This window comes from Pseudomonas sp. 10(2024), from assembly GCF_045164175.1.
GTDB lineage: Bacteria > Pseudomonadota > Gammaproteobacteria > Pseudomonadales > Pseudomonadaceae > Aquipseudomonas > Aquipseudomonas alloputida.
In genome coordinates this window covers 1,636,953-1,656,018 of record NZ_CP174006.1, presented here as the reverse complement: position 1 = coordinate 1,656,018, position 19,066 = coordinate 1,636,953, and the positions used below count along the sequence as shown (strand labels likewise).

19 protein-coding genes are annotated in these 19,066 nt (G+C 60.5%); all 19 read right to left on the bottom strand.

Features of this window, described 5'->3' with window-relative positions:
- Nucleotides 1-18 precede the first annotated feature (18 nt).
- A complete protein-coding gene (locus tag ACI7M0_RS07665) occupies nucleotides 19-312 on the bottom strand; it encodes a hypothetical protein (RefSeq protein WP_014590131.1) in 294 nt (97 codons plus the stop codon).
- 16 nt (nucleotides 313-328) lie between these two features.
- Nucleotides 329-730, bottom strand: coding sequence for a flagellar export chaperone FliS (gene fliS / locus ACI7M0_RS07660; RefSeq protein WP_019438376.1), 402 nt, complete (start codon nucleotides 728-730; stop codon nucleotides 329-331).
- 127 nt (nucleotides 731-857) lie between these two features.
- Nucleotides 858-2,246, bottom strand: coding sequence for a flagellar filament capping protein FliD (gene fliD, locus ACI7M0_RS07655; RefSeq protein ID WP_129932585.1), 1,389 nt, complete (start codon nucleotides 2,244-2,246; stop codon nucleotides 858-860).
- 83 nt (nucleotides 2,247-2,329) lie between these two features.
- A complete protein-coding gene (locus tag ACI7M0_RS07650; protein WP_060545056.1) occupies nucleotides 2,330-2,686 on the bottom strand; it encodes a flagellar protein FlaG in 357 nt (118 codons plus the stop codon).
- Nucleotides 2,687-2,762: 76 nt separating this feature from the next.
- Entirely contained in the window at nucleotides 2,763-4,202 is a 1,440-nt protein-coding gene (locus ACI7M0_RS07645; protein WP_129932586.1) for a flagellin, read from the bottom strand.
- A 392-nt stretch (nucleotides 4,203-4,594) separates the two neighbouring features.
- A complete protein-coding gene (locus tag ACI7M0_RS07640) occupies nucleotides 4,595-5,524 on the bottom strand; it encodes a ketoacyl-ACP synthase III (protein WP_003254453.1) in 930 nt (309 codons plus the stop codon).
- Nucleotides 5,525-6,023: 499 nt separating this feature from the next.
- A complete protein-coding gene (locus ACI7M0_RS07635; RefSeq protein WP_129932587.1) occupies nucleotides 6,024-7,586 on the bottom strand; it encodes a flagellar hook-associated protein 3 in 1,563 nt (520 codons plus the stop codon).
- Between the two features lie 13 nt (nucleotides 7,587-7,599).
- Complete coding sequence (flgK, locus tag ACI7M0_RS07630) at nucleotides 7,600-9,642, bottom strand: flagellar hook-associated protein FlgK (protein WP_129932588.1); 2,043 nt, start codon at nucleotides 9,640-9,642, stop codon at nucleotides 7,600-7,602.
- A gap of 12 nt (nucleotides 9,643-9,654) precedes the next feature.
- Nucleotides 9,655-10,809, bottom strand: coding sequence for a flagellar assembly peptidoglycan hydrolase FlgJ (gene flgJ, locus ACI7M0_RS07625; RefSeq protein WP_104961043.1), 1,155 nt, complete (start codon nucleotides 10,807-10,809; stop codon nucleotides 9,655-9,657).
- 11 nt (nucleotides 10,810-10,820) lie between these two features.
- Entirely contained in the window at nucleotides 10,821-11,930 is a 1,110-nt protein-coding gene (locus ACI7M0_RS07620) for a flagellar basal body P-ring protein FlgI (protein ID WP_004575771.1), read from the bottom strand.
- A 12-nt stretch (nucleotides 11,931-11,942) separates the two neighbouring features.
- Nucleotides 11,943-12,638, bottom strand: coding sequence for a flagellar basal body L-ring protein FlgH (gene flgH / locus ACI7M0_RS07615; protein WP_003254461.1), 696 nt, complete (start codon nucleotides 12,636-12,638; stop codon nucleotides 11,943-11,945).
- 36 nt (nucleotides 12,639-12,674) lie between these two features.
- Entirely contained in the window at nucleotides 12,675-13,460 is a 786-nt protein-coding gene (gene flgG / locus ACI7M0_RS07610; protein WP_129932589.1) for a flagellar basal-body rod protein FlgG, read from the bottom strand.
- A 47-nt stretch (nucleotides 13,461-13,507) separates the two neighbouring features.
- Nucleotides 13,508-14,248 carry a flagellar basal-body rod protein FlgF gene (gene flgF, locus ACI7M0_RS07605; RefSeq protein WP_010955101.1) on the bottom strand — a complete coding sequence of 247 codons (741 nt, stop codon included), beginning with the start codon at nucleotides 14,246-14,248 and terminating at the stop codon, nucleotides 13,508-13,510.
- 160 nt (nucleotides 14,249-14,408) lie between these two features.
- The gene (locus ACI7M0_RS07600) at nucleotides 14,409-14,600 is read right to left on the bottom strand and encodes a hypothetical protein (RefSeq protein ID WP_003254464.1); all 192 of its coding nucleotides are present in this window, start codon (nucleotides 14,598-14,600) and stop codon (nucleotides 14,409-14,411) included.
- Nucleotides 14,601-14,670: 70 nt separating this feature from the next.
- Nucleotides 14,671-15,993, bottom strand: a complete 1,323-nt coding sequence (gene flgE / locus ACI7M0_RS07595) for a flagellar hook protein FlgE (RefSeq protein ID WP_014590122.1) — start codon at nucleotides 15,991-15,993, stop codon at nucleotides 14,671-14,673.
- A gap of 28 nt (nucleotides 15,994-16,021) precedes the next feature.
- Nucleotides 16,022-16,723 (bottom strand): flagellar hook assembly protein FlgD, encoded by a 702-nt coding sequence (gene flgD, locus ACI7M0_RS07590; protein WP_003254468.1) that lies wholly within the window; start codon nucleotides 16,721-16,723, stop codon nucleotides 16,022-16,024.
- 12 nt (nucleotides 16,724-16,735) lie between these two features.
- Nucleotides 16,736-17,179, bottom strand: a complete 444-nt coding sequence (flgC, locus tag ACI7M0_RS07585) for a flagellar basal body rod protein FlgC (RefSeq protein ID WP_003254469.1) — start codon at nucleotides 17,177-17,179, stop codon at nucleotides 16,736-16,738.
- 2 nt (nucleotides 17,180-17,181) lie between these two features.
- Nucleotides 17,182-17,592, bottom strand: a complete 411-nt coding sequence (flgB, locus tag ACI7M0_RS07580; RefSeq protein WP_010955103.1) for a flagellar basal body rod protein FlgB — start codon at nucleotides 17,590-17,592, stop codon at nucleotides 17,182-17,184.
- A gap of 624 nt (nucleotides 17,593-18,216) precedes the next feature.
- Nucleotides 18,217-19,044, bottom strand: coding sequence for a protein-glutamate O-methyltransferase CheR (gene cheR, locus ACI7M0_RS07575; RefSeq protein ID WP_004575768.1), 828 nt, complete (start codon nucleotides 19,042-19,044; stop codon nucleotides 18,217-18,219).
- Nucleotides 19,045-19,066 lie beyond the last annotated feature (22 nt).

The following is a 19,066-nucleotide window of genomic DNA, read 5'->3' as shown; positions in this document are numbered from 1 at the left end:
TGTTAAGTCGTGCGCATCTTAACTGAAGAGATGGTAAACCTTCGATGCATTTTTCGCTTGATTGATCTGCATCATCTCTTCGGCAATTGCCTGGCGTTCACCGGTTGTCACATCGATCAGGTTACGGTAGAGCCGCAGCACCCCTTCCAGCTTCTCGCGCAGCAACGCCTGGTCCATCGCATGGGTTTCCAGCACCTCGTCGATGCACGCGCGGCACGCCACATCCAGCTTGGCAATGGCTTCCCAGTCACGCTCACCCAAGGCCCCGATCAGGGCATCGCAGGTGTCATCGAGGCGTTGCAGTGCGGTCACGGTAATCTCCTTGCCATCAGCTGGCAGGCTGGGCGTCGGCAATGCCGTCCCAGCCACTTTTCACGGTAATCAGCAGCTGGGCAACTTCGTCGATAATGCTGGCATCGTTATCCACATTGGCCTGCATGAGGCGATTGGTCATGTAGACATAGAGGGCGTCGAGCTTTTCGACGTACTCCGGGTTTTCGCTCTTTTCAGGCGACAATCCATCGCGCAAGCCGATGATGATATCGATCGCCTTGCCCAGCATCAGGCCCTTTTCCGCAATGTCGCCACGCGCCATCGCACCCTTGGCCTGCGCCATGCGATCGAGGCCGCCTTCCATCAGCATCTGCACCAGGCGATGGGGCGTGGCTTCGGAAATCTGGGCATGGGAATTGACCTTCTGGTACTGACGAAGGGCTCTCATGGGATTCATCTTGCGACCTCGTGACGGGCAGGCTTAAAGGGGAGATATTCCTTGTATCGGGCAGGCAGCGAAAAACTTTACCGACCGATGACATGAAGCCCGGCATCTTGCACGGACTTCATGCAAGGTTCACGGATCAATCGTCGCTGTTCGCCTTGTTCAGTGCATTGAGGGTGCTCAGCACCGAGTCCTGCTGCTGGCGCAGCTGGGTGACCAGGGTATCCATGTTGTTGTACTTGTCCTGCAGACTTTTTTGCAGGGCTTCCATGCGGGCGTCCAGGGTGTCCTGCTCGGTCTTGAGTTTGGTCAGGCTTTCGCTCAGAACCTTGGAGCGCTCGGCCAGGGTGCCGGTTGCGGCCTTGGCGAATGGCTCGGTGACTTTTTGCAGACGCGCCAGCAGGCCATCCTTGCCATTGAAAATACTGGTCAGGTCCGCCGCGTTGGTGGAAGCAACCTTGTCCCACTTCTTGTCATCCAGGCTCAGCGCACCGCCGTCCTGGGCCGAAGTGACACCAAAAGCAGCGAGCGACTTCAAGGTACCGTTGCCTGCTACCGCATTGAGTTCCTCACGAATGGAGTTCATCAATGTGCGCATCGAGGCATCACCCGTCAGCGCCGCAGCCGTCATGGTGCCATCGGCATTCTTGGTCACCTTGGTTTCGGCGTTCATCACCGTCAACAATGCGTTGTAGGTATCGATGAAACCTTTGAGGCCCGACTTCAACGTTGTGGAACTGGTAGTCAGGGAGAGGATGGTCGCCGTAGGCTCGCCACTGGTAGTGTTTATCGGTGAAACACCCACCAGCTTAATATTGAGACCACTGACAGCATCGGTAATGTCATTGGTCTTGGACTTCATGGCAATGCCGTCCAGGGTGTACTCGGCGTCCGTCGGCTCATCGACAACGGTATAGCCGGTATCGATGCCCGAATTACCGGAAAGGGTAATGTCAGAGCCCTCCCCCATTTTCGTCGAGGTGACGATCAGGCGAGAACCATTGGCATCCGTCAGCACGTTGGCGCTAAGGCCCGCTACGCCAAACTGGCTATTGATGCTGTCGCGCACCTGCTGCAATGTGGCGCCGGCGGGCACACTGAGGTCGAAGTCCTTGCCGCCCTGACTGATGGTCAGCGTAGTCGGTGTACTGCCACTATTGACTACCGATCCCGCACCATCTGCATACACTTTGGTCGAAACTTTTGACGCAGTCGCCAACTTGTCGACGATCAGCTTGAACGATCCGTTCGCAGCCCCAGTCCCCATGGTGACGGTCGCGACTTTTTCATCCGAAGACTTGAGGCTCAGGCCACCAAAGCTGTTGGTATCGGTCATGTTGGTCAAAGCGCCGCGGAATGCATCCAGCGCCGACTGAATCTTGCCAATAGAGGACAACGTGGTGGTTGCCTTCAGCGTTTGGGTATTGATCTGGGCCTGCTTGGGCGCTTTTTGCGCGGCCACCAGGGAATCGACGATCGCCTGGGTATCGATGCCCGAGCCAATACCGCTGACTGTTGTACCTGCCATCATTGCTCTCCTTGTTCAGTAGCTGCCGGATCCTTGGCGGATAAATCCATCAAATAGTCGACAACAACAAAAATCATGCCAGCCTATGCCTGACCGTCGAACAGCAGGCTGCTGGCTTCACTGAGGCTCTGCGCCAATTTCAGCGCAGCTTCCGACGGAAGTTGCCGGATTACCTCACCGGACTGGGTAGCAATCACCTTGACTACAATCCGGCCCGTGGAATCGTCAATGGAAAAGTCCAGCTGGCGCTGGCTCGACTGGACGAAATCACGAATTTCGCCAACCGCTTTTTCCAGGTCCTCGCGCGAGTGCGGCTGATTATCGGAGGCAGCGGCTTCCTGCACCTTGGCAGGCATAGCCGGGTCCCGCTCGCGATCAGCTCCTGGCACCTGAGGTAACACGGTTGGATACACCTGGTTCAGCTTGACACTCATGTCCATGTTTCGAACTCCTCATGTCAAAAAGGGTGAAAGGGCACGTAAACGCGCCCTTTCACCCTTCACTCAAGCGCCTGAATTACTGAAGCAGTTTCAGGACCGACGATGGCAGCTGGTTAGCCTGCGACAGGATCGCAGTCGAAGCCTGCTGCAGAGTCTGCTGCTTGGTCAGCTCGGCAGTTTCCGAAGCGAAGTCCACGTCCTGCACGGTGGAGCGGGCAGCGGTGGAGTTCTTCTGGATGTTCTGCAGGTTGTCGACGGTGGTTTGCAGACGGTTCTGGGTAGCACCCAGGCCCGAACGGACGCTGTCGATGGAGCCGATTGCTTTGTCAATAACAGCCAGAGCGTTCTGGGCGTTGGTGGCGTCGGTCACATCGGTATCGGCGATGGTTTTCTTGGTGGAGGATACAGAGGCAGCACCGAACAGGTCGGTTGCACCAGTACCGGTAGCACCATCAGCAATGGAGTAGCCTTTCGCAGAGTCAAGCGAAACCTGACCAGTCACGATAGCATCGTCGCCAGCAGTTGCCGACAGCGCAGTCAGAGCAGCATAGGCACCGCTACCGTTTTTGGCACCAACAGAGATGGCGTCAGCGCCAGCCTGCGATTTGAAGGTCAGGTTCTCACCGGTGTCGGATTTGACTTCCAGGCTCTTGGTCGACTCGTCGTAGTTGACGCTGATGCCCAGTTTGGCGGCGTTGGACTTCAGTTGGTCGGCCAGGCTGGCAGTATCGGTCACACCGATGAAACTGACAGTGCTGCCACCAACGGTCAGATCGAAGTTGGCTGGAGTGGTTGCAGCCGCGGCACCCACCGAAAGCTTGACCTCAGTGCTGGCAGCAGCAGTCAGACCACCGATTGCACCATTGAGCTGGGCAGCGATGTCTTTGGCGGAAGCACCAGCGGCGTAGTTCACGGTTTTGGTCTGACCATTACCGGTAACAACCAGGTCAGCAGCAGCCAGACCAGTTGCGGTAGGCGCGATGGTGCCGGACTTGATCTGCTGCGAACCAATGCTCTTCGCCGAAACGTTATCCAGCGACAGGTTGATGGTTTCGTTGGCGTTGGCGCCGACCTGAATGGCCTTGGTGCCGTAGGAACCGTCCAGCAGCTTCTGGCCACCGAAGGTGGTGGTTTCCGAGATACGGTTCAGCTCAGCGGTCAGAGCCTGGTATTCGTCGTTGTTCGACTTACGGTCGTCGGCGCTCAGCGAGCCAGTAGCCGAGGACAGGGCCAGGGTACGCATTTTCTGCAGGATGTCGGTCGAAGCCTGCATTGCACCTTCAGCGGTCTGGGCGATCGAGATACCGTCGTTGGCGTTTTTCACAGCCTGGCCCAGGCCATTGATCTGGCTGGTCAGACGGTTGGCGATCTGCAGGCCGGCAGCGTCGTCTTTAGCGCTGTTGATGCGCAGACCCGAGGACAGACGCTGCATCGAAGTGGTCTGGGCGTTGCTCGCCTTGGTCAGGTTGCCCTGGGTGGTGATCGACGCAATGTTGGTGTTTACAGTTAAAGCCATGACGAAATCCTCGTTGGATGGGTACTGCGGCTTCCGGCCTTGGCAACCGCCGGATTGGCCTAGAGAACCTTCGTAATGGTTATCGTCGGGTGCGCGGGTTGCTTGAGGGCTTTTTCAAAAAAAAAATACTGGCATGGGGCCAGCCCTGAGAAATCAAGGGGTTAAGGGCGGTTTATTGGCGTCAAAAACTGTTCGAACTGGGCTGAATGCCTCATCCCGTCTGTAGGAGCGGGTTCACCCGCGAACACCGGCGAAGCCGGTGCCATAGACCGAGCTGCCTTCTTCGCGGGTGAACCCGCTCCAACAATGGGCTGCGTCAGGCAGACATTTATTTTCGGCAGAAAAAAAGCGCCGGGCGGTGGCCGCCGGGCGCTTTTAGGGGCTGACTGGGATCAGTCGCGGTACAGGATGGCCGAGCCCCACGACAGGCCCACGCCAAAGCCACTGATCGCCACGCGCTTCCAGCTGCCATCGAGCATGTGCTTCTGCAGCAGCAGCGGAACACTGGAGGACACCGTATTGCCGGTTTCCAGCATGTCCTTGACGAACTTCTCCGGGTGTTGCTCTTCAAAGCGTCGCGCCACGGCGTCGACAATCGCCGCACTGCCCTGGTGGATGCAGAAGGCGTCGATATCCGACGACTTCAGGCCGCTGGCATCCAGCAGCTCGTGCAGGTGCGCTGGCACTTTGATCAGGGCGAAGTTGAATACCTGGCGGCCATTCATGAAGAATTTGCCGTCACTGACTTTCAGGTGCTCGGCACCGGAACCGTCAGTGCCGAAACGCGCCTGGCCCAGGTTCCAAACCGCGTTTTCACCCATCCAGGTTGCCGTGGCGGCGTCGCCGAACAGCATGGTGGTGTTGCGGTCTTCCGGGTCGACGATCTTCGAATACGGGTCGGCGGTGATCAGCAGGCCGTTCTTCAGGCCTGCCGCCTCCATGAAGCCTTTGATCGCATACAGGCCATACACATAGCCGGAGCAGCCCAGCGACACGTCGAACGCCGCCACGCGGGTAGACAGGCCAAGTTTGCTCTGGACGATGGCTGCGGTGTGCGGCAGGCCTTCTTCGTCGCCGTTCTGGGTGACCACGATCAACGCATCGATCGATTGCGGATCAAGGTCGGGGTTGCTGGCGAACAGCGCCTGGGCGGCTTCTACGCACAAGTCGGAGGTTTCTTGCTCTTCGGCCTTGCGCGGCAGGAACGACGCACCGATCTTGCCGAACATGAACTCTTCGTCCTTGCCGAACTTCGCACCCTGAACGTAGTTGTCCAGGCCAGCGGTGGGCACGTAACTCGCAATGCTTTTGATGCCAATCATTCTGGCTTCCCAATGAAAACAGCCAAAGACCACCACTCGATGAATTGAGGGCGCCAAATACCGGAGCGGTCACCGCCAGGGGTTGTAGCCAGGGCTCGCCTGCGCACCGGTAACAAAATGCTGCAACAGCTGCTGCATAGAATACAGGGAAGATGAGCGTTTTGACTCATTGGTCACATTGAAATGCTACGAAAGCCGTGGCGAGGGTGTGGGGACTGGGGAATTTTTGGAATGACCGGGCGGGCACTGGACCCCGAATGATCAGCTTCGCAGCAGATATCGATGGGGCCGCTTCGCGGCCCTTTCGCGACGCAAGGCCGCTCCCACGAATACGCCACCTACAGAAGAGAGGAGTACCGGGAATGCCCCAAGAAGATGGACACCAATCCAACCCTTGGGAGCAGTCCAAATACCCCACCTTCAGGAGAGAGGAGGACCTGTGGGAGCGGCCTTGTGTCGCGATAGGGCTGCGCAGCAGCCCCAGGATCAGGCAGGCAGGTCAGAGCTTGTTGAACAGGCTCAGCTGGGAAATACGCGAAAAGGCCAGCTGAGAGGCCTCCAGCATCGCCTGCTGCAAGGTCAGGGTGATGGCCGCCTGCGACATATCGGTGTTGCCGATGGCGTTCTGGGTGGTCTTGTTGGCCAGACCCAGGCTGGTGTTCTCCTGGCGCTGAATCTCAAGCGAGTTGCCGCGAGCACCGATCGAGCCACGGGTGATATCGACCTGCTCACGGGCACTGGCCAGGTTTGCAATGGCCGAGGCCGCCGCATCTTTCAGCGCATTCGCCGCGCCAGCGCCGGTCACCGGTGTTTCCAGTGCCGCCCGCAATTGGCTGAGGGTTTCCAGCACGTTCTGGTTCTGGTGAGTATTGGCCGTGACCGCAAACTGGTCGCCTGCCTCCGGCGAACCGGACACCTGGTAGGTCACCCCGGCCACCGTCAACGACGGTGCCGTGAAGGTACCTTTGGCGACCGGCTTGCTGTCGGCCGTCAGCGGCTGGGCATAGAACTCGTAAGCACCCGGCCCCGTGAACTTGATCACCGCACCATTACTGGGGAACGTGCTGCGATAGGCGGACTCATCAGTCACACTACTGCTGGTGACCTGGGCGCTGGAGGTGTTGCTGCCATTTCGGGTGGTATTGAACGAATCCGGGCGTGCTTCCAGAGAGAACTCGCGACCGCCCACGGCGGCGTCGGCATCGGCCCCCTCCTCCAAGGTAACGGTTATTTCGAATTCCACCCCACGCAGGGCAATCTTGTTGGCACCTTCGGTCTTGCTGTCGAAGGTACCGTTGGTGGGCGTTTCCGAGGTGATGTCATTACCGTTGGCGTCAGTGATGGTGTACTGCGTCGCGCTGGTGAAGGTCAGCTTGTAGGGCTGGCCTGCCGTGAAACTGTTGTTGTAGGTGGTGCTTGAGGTCAGCAGACCGGACGACACCCCGACCACGCTGTCGTCAGTCGCCGGCACCAGCAGGGTCGACTGGGTGCGGCTCTTGTTGCTGGCCGAGTCGAAGATGCTGAAACCGGTGTCGTTGGTGGCCAGGCTCAGGGTATCGGATACCTGCAGGCTCAGCTGGGTCTGGTCGCCGTGGTAGCTATAGGTGCCATCGGAGTTACGCACATAGGGCGGCGTGGTGCTCTTGGAGCCTCCGAACATGTAGTCGCCGTTGGCATCGCGCGAGTTGAGCAGGCCAAAGATGTTGGCCTCGATCTCTTTCAGCTCGGTGCCGATGGCCACGCGGTCAGAATCGGTCACCCCGGCGCCACCGGCACGGATCGCCAACTCGCTGGCGCGCTGCATGGCCTCGTTGATGGTGGAGAGCACGCTCTCCTCCTGCAGCAACGAGTTGCTCACGGTGTTGATGTTGCCGCTGTACTGGTCCAGCAACGATTGCTGCTGTTGCAGCAGCAGCAGGCGCGCAGCACCGACCGGGTCATCGGCAGCGGTCTGGATACGGATACCCGACGTCACCTGGTCGTTGGTCTTGTTCATGCTGGAGAAGTTCTTGGAGTAGCTACTGGCGCTGGCCTCATAGAACTGAGCAGTGGAAATACGCACGATAGTCTACTCCTTACAAAGCGTTGATCAGGGTGCTGAAGGTTTCTTGCGCCGCCTTGATGATCTGCGAGGACGCCGTGTAGTAATGCTGGAACTTGACCAGGCTGGCCGCTTCGTCATCCAGGTTGACCCCGGACACCGCGCTGCGGCTTTCGCTGGCGGACTTGAGCACCGCCTCGGTCGCGGTGCTGTCGATGGACGCCTGGTTTGCCTTGGCACCCACGCGCTCGACCAGCGAGGCGTAGGCCGAAGTGAAGCTGGTCCCGCCGCCGGAACCGGTGTTCACCGTCGATTTGGTCTGCAGGTCGAGCAGCGCCGTTGCGTTGCGGTTATCGGCCTTGCCGTCGGCATTGAACGACAGGGTAAAGCTGTCATTGGCCGCAGGGCTGCCGCCGATGGTGGTCTCGACGGCGAACGTGCGCGGGTTGCCGCTGCCATCCAGAATCGGGTCGCCGGCCGCATCCAGCATCGGCACGGTCACCGACAATTTGTTGTCGGTACCGGGTACAACGCTGCCGGTACCAATCTGGGTGCCCTTGGCATCGAACAGCTTGTAGCCCTGGGAGCCGCCACTGGCAGCATCGAACACCACGCGCACCGGCATCGAATCGCGAATCGACTGCTGGATCAGCGCGGTATCGGCACCGCCGTAGATGTCCAGCGACTCGCTCAGGGTCGGCTGGGTGATGGTGCCAGTACCGCTGTTGCCACTGCCCGAGGTCGCGCTGACAGGGCCGGCGAAGGCCAGCTTGTTGGCATCGGTCAAGGTCGTGGTAATGCTCCCGGCAGCTGCACGGGTGGGGATGACCTTGAAGCTGTCGCCGGCCGCCAGGCCGCCGCCTTTCAACGCCAGGCTGAAACCGTCGATCACCGGTGCCGGGTCGGCATTCAGGTCGAAGCTGCCCATGTCGGTGCCGTCCGAGCGGCGCACACTGTACTGGTTGGCGCTGGTGAACTTCACCTCGTAGTCGTAGGTGGTCAGCGCACCGCTGTTGGCGATGGTGACATCCAGATTGCCGGAGCCTGCACTGTTGTTCGACGAGGCCAGGCTTCGCTGGGCAATGGCGGTGGCGCTGTTGATGCTGGAGAACAGCGAGCTGCCGAACTGGCCGTTGGCATCCAGGCCCTGCCCCAGCTGGCTATTGATGCTGTCGGCGACTACCAGGGCAACGCGACCAAGCTCGTTCATCGACGGCGTCAGCACGTCCTGGCGATAACGCAACAGGCCACCAATGGCGCCACCGGACACCACCGAGGTCACGTCCGAGCTGAACGAGTCATAGTTGATGCGCAGGGAAACCTGGCTCTTGTCGGCCACACCCGGCTCCACCGACAAGGTGTTGGCCTTGGTTCCGGTGACCAGCGATTGGCCACTGCCCAGGTACACGTCGTAGTTGCCATCACGCTCCTGCACCGTCACCCCTACCAGCTCGTTGAGCTGGCGCACGGCTTCGCTGCGCGCATCCAGCAGGCTGTTAGGGCTGTTGCCGGAGGCGCTGGCGGCGGTGATCTGCTTGTTGTACTCGGCAATGTTGGCGGTGAGCTTGTTCACCTGGCCGGCCATGGTGTCGAGCTGGGAGTTGATCGTGGCGTTCTGCTGGGTCAGCTGGGTGCTCACCGCGTTGAAACGGTTGCTCAGGGTTTGCGCCTGGGTCAGCAGCAGCTGACGCGAGGCAACGTCACCCGGCTTCGCCGCTGCAGTCTGCAGCGCCGAAAAGAAGGCGGTAAGGACCGAACTGATACCGGTGTCACGGTCGGCCAGCAGCTTGTCGACGCTGGTGATCTGATCCTGGAACGTCAGCGAGTCTGCCTGCAACGAGGTGGCCGTCTGCAACTGGTTGTCCAGGTAGGAGCTGTAGATGCGACGCACATCCGCCAGCGTGGTCCCGGTACCCAGGAACCCTGCGCCTATGTTGTGCGAAGGCCCCGCCGCCTGAACCGTCTGCTGGCGCGAGTAGCCACTGGTCGCGGCGTTGGCGATGTTGTTACTGGTTACCGACAAGGCCGCCTGGCTGGCACTCAGGCCACTCAGGCCGATGGAAATCAGGCTCGACATGATTTAGTCCTTTTATAAGTTCGTGGTTCTGCCAGCCATGGCGTATTGCGGGGTTGACTGCATTTGCTGGGCGATGCTGATGATCTTCTTCGCATAGCCCGGGTCGGTCGCATAACCTGCTTTTTGCAGCTCTCTTGCAAACTGCTCAGGGTTATCGGCCGCATCCAGCGCACCTTGATAGCGAGCATTGCTCTGCAGCAAGGTAACGAGATCGTGGAAGCTGTCCTGGTAGGAGTCGTAGCTGCGGAACGCCGCGGTTTCCTTGACGAACTGGCCATCGCGGAATTCGCTGGTGATCGCCCGCGCCTGCTCGCCTTGCCAGTTGCCGGTGGCTTTGATGCCGAACAGGTTGTGGCTGCTGCTGCCGTCGCTGTTGCGCATCACCGACTTGCCCCAACCGGTTTCCAGCGCGGCCTGGGCCACCAGGTAGCGCGGGTCGACACCAATGCGCCTGGCGGCCTGCTCGGCCATTGGCAGCATGGTGGCGACGAAGGCGTCGCTGTCGGTGAAAGCCTTGTTCGGCGCCAGCGGTGGCTGGGCCACGGCACGGCCGACAATGCGCAGGCCGTTGTCCGGCACGGCGAAGGCCTTGGCGACTGGCTGACCGTCACGGGCAGGCACGGCGGCGTTATTGGCAGTTTCCGCCGACGGTACGATACCGGCCAACAGGCGGTCGGTGAGTTTGCTGGGCAGGGCCAGGCGCCGCGCGTTGAGTGCAGCAACGTCGTTGCGCGTAGCGGACGAGGCCATGGCATGCGCTGGCTCCGCCACCTTGTTGCCCCACAATGCCGGGCCACCGCTATCGACGCGCGGGAACGGGCTGGTATTGATCGACGCACTGCGCCCCTTGGTCAGCTGGCGCACCAGCACGTCCTGCAAGCCGATGCCGCCACCTTCGCGGGACATGCTCACGGCCAACTGCTGGTCGTACATGTCGCGGTACTGCTTGACCGTTTCGGTGTTCATCGGGTTGTCGTCGGCCAGCACGTCACTGGCCTTGCGCGAGGCCTTGAGCATTTCGCTGATGAACAGCGACTCGAATTCCTGGGCCACCTTGCGCACATTGGCTTCGCTGTCGCGGTCGCCGTGCTTGAGGGCACTCAGGCGGTTGAGGTCGGTATAGGCGCCGCTGTCGGCACTACCGGATACCTGGCTTTTGATATTCATCCGCGCCGTCCTCAGATCACGATCAGGTCGGCCTGCAAGGCGCCGGCCTGCTTCAAGGCTTCGAGGATCGCCATCAGGTCGCCGGGCGCTGCGCCCACCTGGTTCACCGCGCGGACGATTTCATCCAGCGTGGTGCCCGGGCCGAACTTGAACATCGGCTTGGCTTCCTGCTCGGCATTGACCCGCGAGCGTGGCACCACGGCAGTCTGGCCATTGGAGAAGGCCCCCGGCTGGCTGACGATCGGGTCTTCGGTGATGGTCACGGTCAGGCTGCCGTGGGTAACCGCCGCCGGCGACACCTTGACGTTCTGGCCGATGACGATGGTGCCGGTACGCGAGTTGATGATGACCTTGGCCACCGCCTGGCCTGGGTCGATTTCGAGGTTTTCGAGGATCGACAGATAATCCACGCGCTGGCTTGGGTCCATCGGCGCGCTGACCCGTACCGAACCACCATCCACGGCCTGGGCCACGCCAGGGCCGAGCAGGTCGTTGACCTTGTCCACGATGCGCTTGGCGGTCGTGAAGTCGGGGCGATTGAGGTTCAGGGTCAGGGTATTGCCCTGGTTGAAGCCACTCGGCACCGCACGCTCGACACTGGCACCACCTGGGATACGGCCAGCCGACGGCACGTTGACAGTGATCTTCGAGCCGTCACGGCCCTCGGCGTCAAAGCCACCTACGACCAGGTTGCCCTGGGCAATGGCGTAAACGTTGCCGTCGATACCCTTGAGCGGGGTCATCAACAGGCTGCCGCCGCGCAGGCTCTTCGAGTTACCGATCGACGACACGGTGATGTCCACCACCTGGCCCGGCTTGGCGAACGGTGGCAGGTCGGCATGCACCGACACTGCGGCAACGTTCTTCAGCTGCACGTTGCCGGAACCGGCCGGCACCTTGATGCCGAATTGCGACAGCATGTTGTTGAAAGTTTGCAGGGTGAACGGCGTCTGGGTGGTCTGGTCACCCGTGCCATTGAGGCCCACCACCAGGCCGTAACCAATCAACTGGTTGGAACGTACGCCAGAGATGCTGGCAATGTCCTTCAGGCGCTCGGCCTGGGCAGCGAAGGCGCAGGACAAAAGCAGGGTTGTGGCAATCAGCTGCCTCACGTTGAACATGGTCATCCGTACTCAGAAAGGCCAAAGCGGGCTGATGAAGAAGCGGTCCAGCCACCCGGGCTGGCTGGCATCGGCGAACGAACCGGTACCGGAGTAGGTGATGCGCGCGTCGGCCACACGGGTGGACGGCACGGTGTTGTCGGTGGCGATATCGTCAGCGCGAACCATGCCGGCAATGCGCACCAGCTCTTCGCCGGTGTTCAGGGTCAGCCACTTCTCGCCGCGCACGGCGATGATGCCGTTGGGCAGCACCTCGGCCACGGTGACGGTGATCGAACCGGTCAGCGTGTTGCCCTGGGTGGCCTTGCTGTCGCCCTTGGTCGCGCGATCGCCGCTATAACCGGCCTCCAGCGAAAGGTCGCCGCCACCGAACGGATTATTGGTGTTGGGCGTGCTACCAAACAGCGAAGTCAGGCCGATGTCGGTCTTGCTGGTCTTGGCGATCTGCGAGCCCGCGTTCTTGCTGGCGGACGTGCGCTCATTGAGCGTGATGGTGATGATGTCACCCACCCGGAACGCCTTGCGGTCGCTGTACAGGTTCTGCTCGAAACCGGCCTGGTAGATCGAACCGTTGTTGGCCGCTGCCGGCAACGGGGTGCGCGGCAACACCGGCGCATAGTACGGGTCGTTGGGCTTGGGCGTCGGTGCGACGCAACCTGCCAGCAACACCGCCCCCCCCAGGGCGAAAACGGACAACAGACGATTCATGACACTTACCTCACGGGCGCAGCTGAGTGACAGGGCTTAGAGCTGTTGAGTAACGAACGACAGCATCTGGTCGGCCGTGGAAATGACTTTGGAGTTCATCTCATAGGCACGCTGAGTGGTGATCATGTTCACCAGCTCTTCCACGGTACTGACGTTGGAGTTCTCCAGCGTCTGCTGCAAGGTGGTGCCAAAACCGTTCAGGCCTGGGGTGCCGACCTGCGGTGCGCCACTGGCGGCGGTCTCGAGGAACAGGTTGTCGCCGATCGCCTGCAGGCCGGCCGGGTTGATGAAGTCGGCGGTCTGGATGTTGCCGATCACCTGTGCAGCCGGGTTGCCGGCGGTGGTGATCGACACGGTGCCGTCCTGGCCAACGGTGAAGGTCTGGGCGTCGTTAGGCACGACAATGGCAGGCTCCAGAGCGTAGCCGTTGTTAGTGACGATCTGGCCGTCGGAGTTCAGGTGGAAGGTACCGTCACGGGTATACGACACGGTGCCGTCCGGCTGCAGGATCTGGAAGAAACCGCGGCCGTTGACTGCCATGTCCAGCGGGTTGTCGGTGGTTTGCAGGCTGCCGGCAACGAAGCTTTTCTGGGTGCCCACGATACGCACACCGGTACCGACCTGCAGGCCCGAGGGCAGCTCGCTGTCCTGGGTCGACTGGGCACCAGGCTGGCGCTTGATCTGGTAGAGCAGGTCTGCGAATTCGGCGCGATCACGCTTGAAGCCGGTGGTCGAGACGTTGGCCAGGTTGTTGGAAATGACCGTCAGGTTGGTGTCCTGAGCGGACAGGCCGGTTTTAGCGACCCAAAGAGCCGGAAGCATGTGAGTTCTCCTCGTGCGCCTGTTTTACGGCACCCGTTCAAAAGTGATTAGCCGATTTGCAAAACCCGAGCCATGGCTTCGTCGCCTTCCTTGGCCGTATTCATCATCTTGACGTGCAGTTCGAACTGGCGGGACAGCGCCAGCACCGAGGTCATTTCCTCGACAGCGTTGACATTGCTACCTTCCAGGAAGCCAGCCACCACCCGCACGTTGACGTCGGCATCGGCCGGCTGGCCGGAAGTGGTATGGATCAGACCGTCCAGACCCTTCGTCAGGCCTTTGGTGTCCGGGTTGACCAGTTTGATGCGGTCGACCTCGGCCATCACCCGCGGGTCTTCACCCATGGAGCGGATGCTGATGGTGCCGTCGGCACCCACTTCCACTTTCTGCTCCGGCGGGATGGCGATCGGGCCACCGTTGCCGATCACCGGCATGCCATTGCCGGCACGCAGCACACCGAGGGCATCGATGTTCAGGCTACCGGTACGCACATAGGCTTCGCTGCCGTCCGGCGCCTGCACGGCGATAAAGCCTTTGCCGGTCACCGCCACGTCAAGGTCGCGGCCAGTTTCGACCAACGGGCCTTCACTGAAGTCGGTGGCCGGGCGCTCGGTCATGGCGAATGCACGCGCCGGAAAGCTGTCACCGAACACCGGCATCGAGCGGGCCTGCTCCAGGTCGCGCTGAAAACCGTTGGTGGAAATGTTCGCCAGGTTGTTGGCGTGGGCCTTCTGCGCCAGCGCGTTCTGGCTGGCGCCGGTCATGGCCACATAAAGCAACTTGTCCACAGTTTCTCCTCTGCGCGTAGCTGCCGCGCTGTCACTGGGCAGGTTCCAAGCAATAATTGAACCAAGTCTGAAACACCCGGTTTACGGGGCTTTCAGCGCGGCAAGGGGCAATAACCGTCAGTTTGTCGGCGGATGTTTGCCGCCTGCGGCAAGGGCTTGCTCAATGGGCGCGGCAGGCGGCGTTGTTGTAGGGGCCAGAGTGGCGCACCCAGCCTTTGCCCGGGTTGTGGGCCGAACACAGGTAGCGGCCGGTGACCAGGCTTTGCCATTGATAGAACGGGGCGGGGGCAGCGGGGGCCGGCAGAACCAGCACCAGCAGGGGGAACAAGGCCAGTAACGACAGCCGCTTCATTCGCATGAACCTTCACATTCTTGGGGCCGCTTTGCGGCCCCAATTACAAACACCACAGCAAAAACAATCATCAGGTCATCTGAATGATGGTCTGCATGATGGTGCTTTCAGTGGAAATGGTCTTGGCATTGGCCTGGTAGTTGCTCTGCGCCTTGATCAGGTTGACCAGCTCGCCGGTCAGGTCGACGTTGGAGTCCTCCAGTGCACCACCGGAAATCTGGCCGAGGGTACCGGTGTCCGGAGCGCCGATCACCGGCACGCCCGAGGCATAGGACTCTTTCCAGTTGGTACCGCCAATCGGCGTCAGGCCCTGCAGGTTGGCGAAGTTGGCAATCGCCACCTGGCCGATCACCTTGTCCTTGCCGTTGGTGAAGCTGGCAAACAGGTAGCCGTTCTGGTCGATGCTCAGCCCCGACAGCTCACCGGTGGCGAAGCCATCCTGGGTTTTGGCGATTTCTGCGGACGACGCGTTGTATTGGGTGGCACCCAGCATGTCCAGCTTCACACCGTCCGCGTTGGCGATGGCGCCATTGGCCGACCACTCTCCAGCGGCGTTTTTCTGCGCCGGGATCCAGTCGTTGAGCTGGAAGATCTTGTCTTCGCCAATGCTCAGGCCGCCCGCGACGTCACCCGCAGTCATTGCATCCTTGTCCAGCGTACCATCGGACTTGAACGGCACGGCGTTGACCAGCGGCGTGGTGGAAGCCGGATTGGCCGGGTTGCGGCCATCGATAGTGGTGTGCATGGACCAGGTATTGGTCGCGTCGTCCTTGATGAAGTACTGATTCATCTGGTGTTCATTACCCTGGCTGTCGTACACCGGGGTATTGAACGTGAAGTTGTAGGAACTGGCATTGGTGGGATCGAAGGGCGTCACCGACGGGGAGGTCGCGGCCGAGTTCAGGTTGATTTTCTCGGTGATGAGGCTGGTCGGCTTCGGCGTCAGGTTGGAAGTATCGATCTGCAGGTCAGTCAGGATGCCCTGGATGATCTTGCCATCCTCGCCAACCGCATAACCCTGCAGGTTGGCACCCGAAGCATTCACCACATAACCGGCCTTGTCGCTGTAGAAAGCGCCCGCACGGGTGTAGATCTTCGAGCCGTTGTCGTTCAGGGCAAAGAAGCCGTTGCCATCGATAGCCATGTCCAGCGCCTGGCCGGTGGCATTGATGTTGCCTGGCGTGAACAGCTGCGAAACCGCGGCAGTCTTTACCCCGGTGCCGATCACGGTCTTGCCCGCGCTGGTGCCGCGGATGGAGTTGGAGTACTGGTCGGCGAACTCGGCACGCGACGACTTGAAGCCGGTGGTGGCAACGTTGGCAATGTTGTTGCCGGTAACGTTCAGGGCCTTGTTTGCTGCATAGAGGCCGCTAAGGCCGATATTGAAAGACATGTGTAACTCCTGTCGTTTTGCTCAGGCCCTAGATGCCGATGCTTTGGATTTTGGAAAGCGCAACACTGCCCAGCCCGGCCAGGTTGAGCGTCATCTCCGAACCGTTGCTACCCATGGTCACACTGGTAACCGAGGCCGGCAGGTTGGTGGTCATGGCCGTGGCCTTGCCATCGATCGAGGCGGTGGCCTTGAAGGTGTAGGTCCCGGCGGCCGCGACTTCACCGTCATCGTTCAGGCCATCCCAGGTAAAGTCGATGCTGCCAGACTTCTGGGTACCGAGTTCGATGGTGCGCACCAGCTTGTCGTCCTTGTCGTAGATCCCCACCGAGGTGGAGGTACTGGACGACGTCAGGTTGACCGAGCCCTTCATGTCCTTGCTGGTATCGACCACGGCCTTGTCGGTCTGGACAATGACATTGCGCCCGACCAGCGAGGAGGCCTGCAAGGCCTGGGAAGATTGCAGCCCGGCCGCGATGTAGGTCACAGCGTCGTTCAGCGACTGCATGCTTTCCAGGCTGCTGAACTGCGCCAACTGGGCCACGAACTCGCCGTTTTCCTGCGGGTCGAGCGGGTTCTGGTTCTGCATCTGGGTGACCAGCAACTGCAGGAACGCGTCCTTGCCCAGCGCGCTGCCGGCGGCGCCGGTAGAGCTGTCAGTCTTGGACGTCTGCTTCTGCAGCGAGGTCAGGTATGCGCTGCCGACGTCTGTAGTGGAATTGGTGGTAGTCATGTCGGCTTCCTATCACTGCCCCAGGGTCAGCACTTTCTGCATCATGTTCTTGGCCGTGTTCATCAGTTCAGCGTTGGTCTGAAACGCGCGGCTGGCGGAGATCATGTCAGCCATCTCCTCGACCACATTGACGTTCGGGTAGTAGACGTAGCCGTCCTTGTTCGCCGCCGGGTGGTTCGGCTCGTAGCGTGCTTCAAGGGTACTCTGGTCTTCGACGATGCCTTTTACCTGCACGCCCTGCCCTGCCTCGCCCTGGTCTTCGAACAGCGACTGGCTGCTGCCGGCCTGCGCATTCTGGAAGGTGGTGGCGAACACCGGGTGGCGGGCGCGGTACGTCTGGTCGATGCTCGAAGACACGGTCTCGGCGTTGGCGATGTTGGACGCCACGGTGTTCAGACGCGTGTTCTGTGCGCTCATGCCGCTACCGGCAATGTTGAAGACACTGGAAAGGGACATGGTCATTCTCCCCGCAGGGCGGAAACCAGCCCTTTGAATTTACTGTTGAGCAAGGTGAAGCTGGCCTGGAAGCCAATCGCGTTTTCCGTGTAGTTCGATTGCTCGATCTGCGCATCCACGGTGTTCTGGTCGATCGACGGCTGCAGCGGCGTGCGGTACTTGAGGGTTTCATCGGCCATGGCCAGGCCCTCAGCTTCGATGTGCCGGCTGTTGGTCCGGTCAAGGTTGAAGCGGCCGCCGCTCTGCTGCTTGTCGCTTTCGGCTGCGAGCACCGAGGCGAAGTCCATGTCACGGGCCTTGTAGTTGGGCGTGTCGGCGTTGGCGATGTTGTTGGCCAGCACTTCAGCGCGCTGGGCGCGGAAGCCCAGTGCCTTTTCGTGAATACCAAGCGCCTTGTCGAAGCTGATGCTCATGTCAGGGAAACCTTCAGAGGTTGACCGGAATTTCGTTGAGCAAGGTATAGCAAGGGCTGTGCCAACCACTGAAAAGCCCGTGTTTATGGGGTTTTGCGGCGCAGTACTGTCAGATTGATGCCAGAAAAGCGGCAAAGGCCTTCCGCCTGAGGTGACAAAAGCGGCAATTGATGGGCGGCAAAAGCGGCAAAACAAAAAATTGACGTCAGTGTTTTCCTGGGCGGGCCTCTTCGCGGGTAAACCCGCTCCTACGGCGGTCTGTGTCCAACCTCCGATGTATGTCCACCACCAATCTGCGTAGGAGCGGGTTTACCCGCGAATACGGTAGCGGCGGCAACGGTGAACGCCTGGTGGAAATTGGCCAGCAGGCCCGGCCCTTTCGCGGGTGAACCCGCGCCTACACGCGGCCTGTGGCCAACCCCTGATTGTGTGGCCATCACCGATCAGTGTGGTAGGAGCGGGTTTACCCGCGAATACGGTAGCGGCGGCAACGGTGAACGGCGGGTGGTAAATGGCCAGCAGGGCCGGCCTCTTCGCGGGTAAACCCGCTCCTACGGGGAGCTCGGCAGGAACAGCGGATAGGCATACAAAAAGGCCGGCATCTCTCGATACCGGCCTTCGTGCTTACTTGGCCTGGTAGATGATCCCCGGGCTGCACTGCACCATCTGGTAATGGTCCGGCAAGCCGTTCAGCGCTTCCGAGGCGCCGAGGAACAGGTAGCCACCGGGCTTGAGGGTACTGTGAATGCGCAGCAGGATGTCCTTCTTCACCTGCGCCGAGAAATAGATCAGCACATTGCGACAAAACACGATGTCGAACTTGCCCAGACTGGCATAACTGTCGAGCAGGTTGAACGAGCGGAACTCGACACGGCTGCGAATCGCCGGCTTGACCGCCCAACGCCCCGGCCCCTTGGGGTCGAAATAGCGCTGCAGGCGTTCCTGGGACAGGCCGCGGGCAATCGCCAGGCTGTCGTATTCGCCGGTCTTGCAGTTGGTCAGCATGGTGCCGGAGAGATCGGTGGCGACGATCTGCGCCCCCATCTTCAACTGGCCGAGGTTGCTGCGCTCGAACTCGTCGATCGCCATTGAAATGGAATATGGCTCCTGCCCCGACGAACAGGCCGCCGACCACATGCGCAGGCGCTGGCCGGGGTTGTTGCGGATGAACTCGGGGATCACCTTGTTCTTCAACACCTCGAAGGGATAGGTGTCGCGAAACCACAGGGTCTCGTTGGTGGTCATGGCATCGACCACCTGCTCGCGCAAACCGCCGCGCGGCTGGGCCTGGATGCGCTGCACCAGCTCACCCAGGCTCTTGATGCCCTGTTGTTCCATCAGCTTGTTGAGACGGCTGGAAACCAGGTACTGCTTATTCTCGCCCAGCAGGATGCCACAGGCTTTCTCCAGGAAGACCCGGAACTGTTCGAAATCCAAATTACCCGTAGACACTACTGCCGCCTCTTTTCAATCA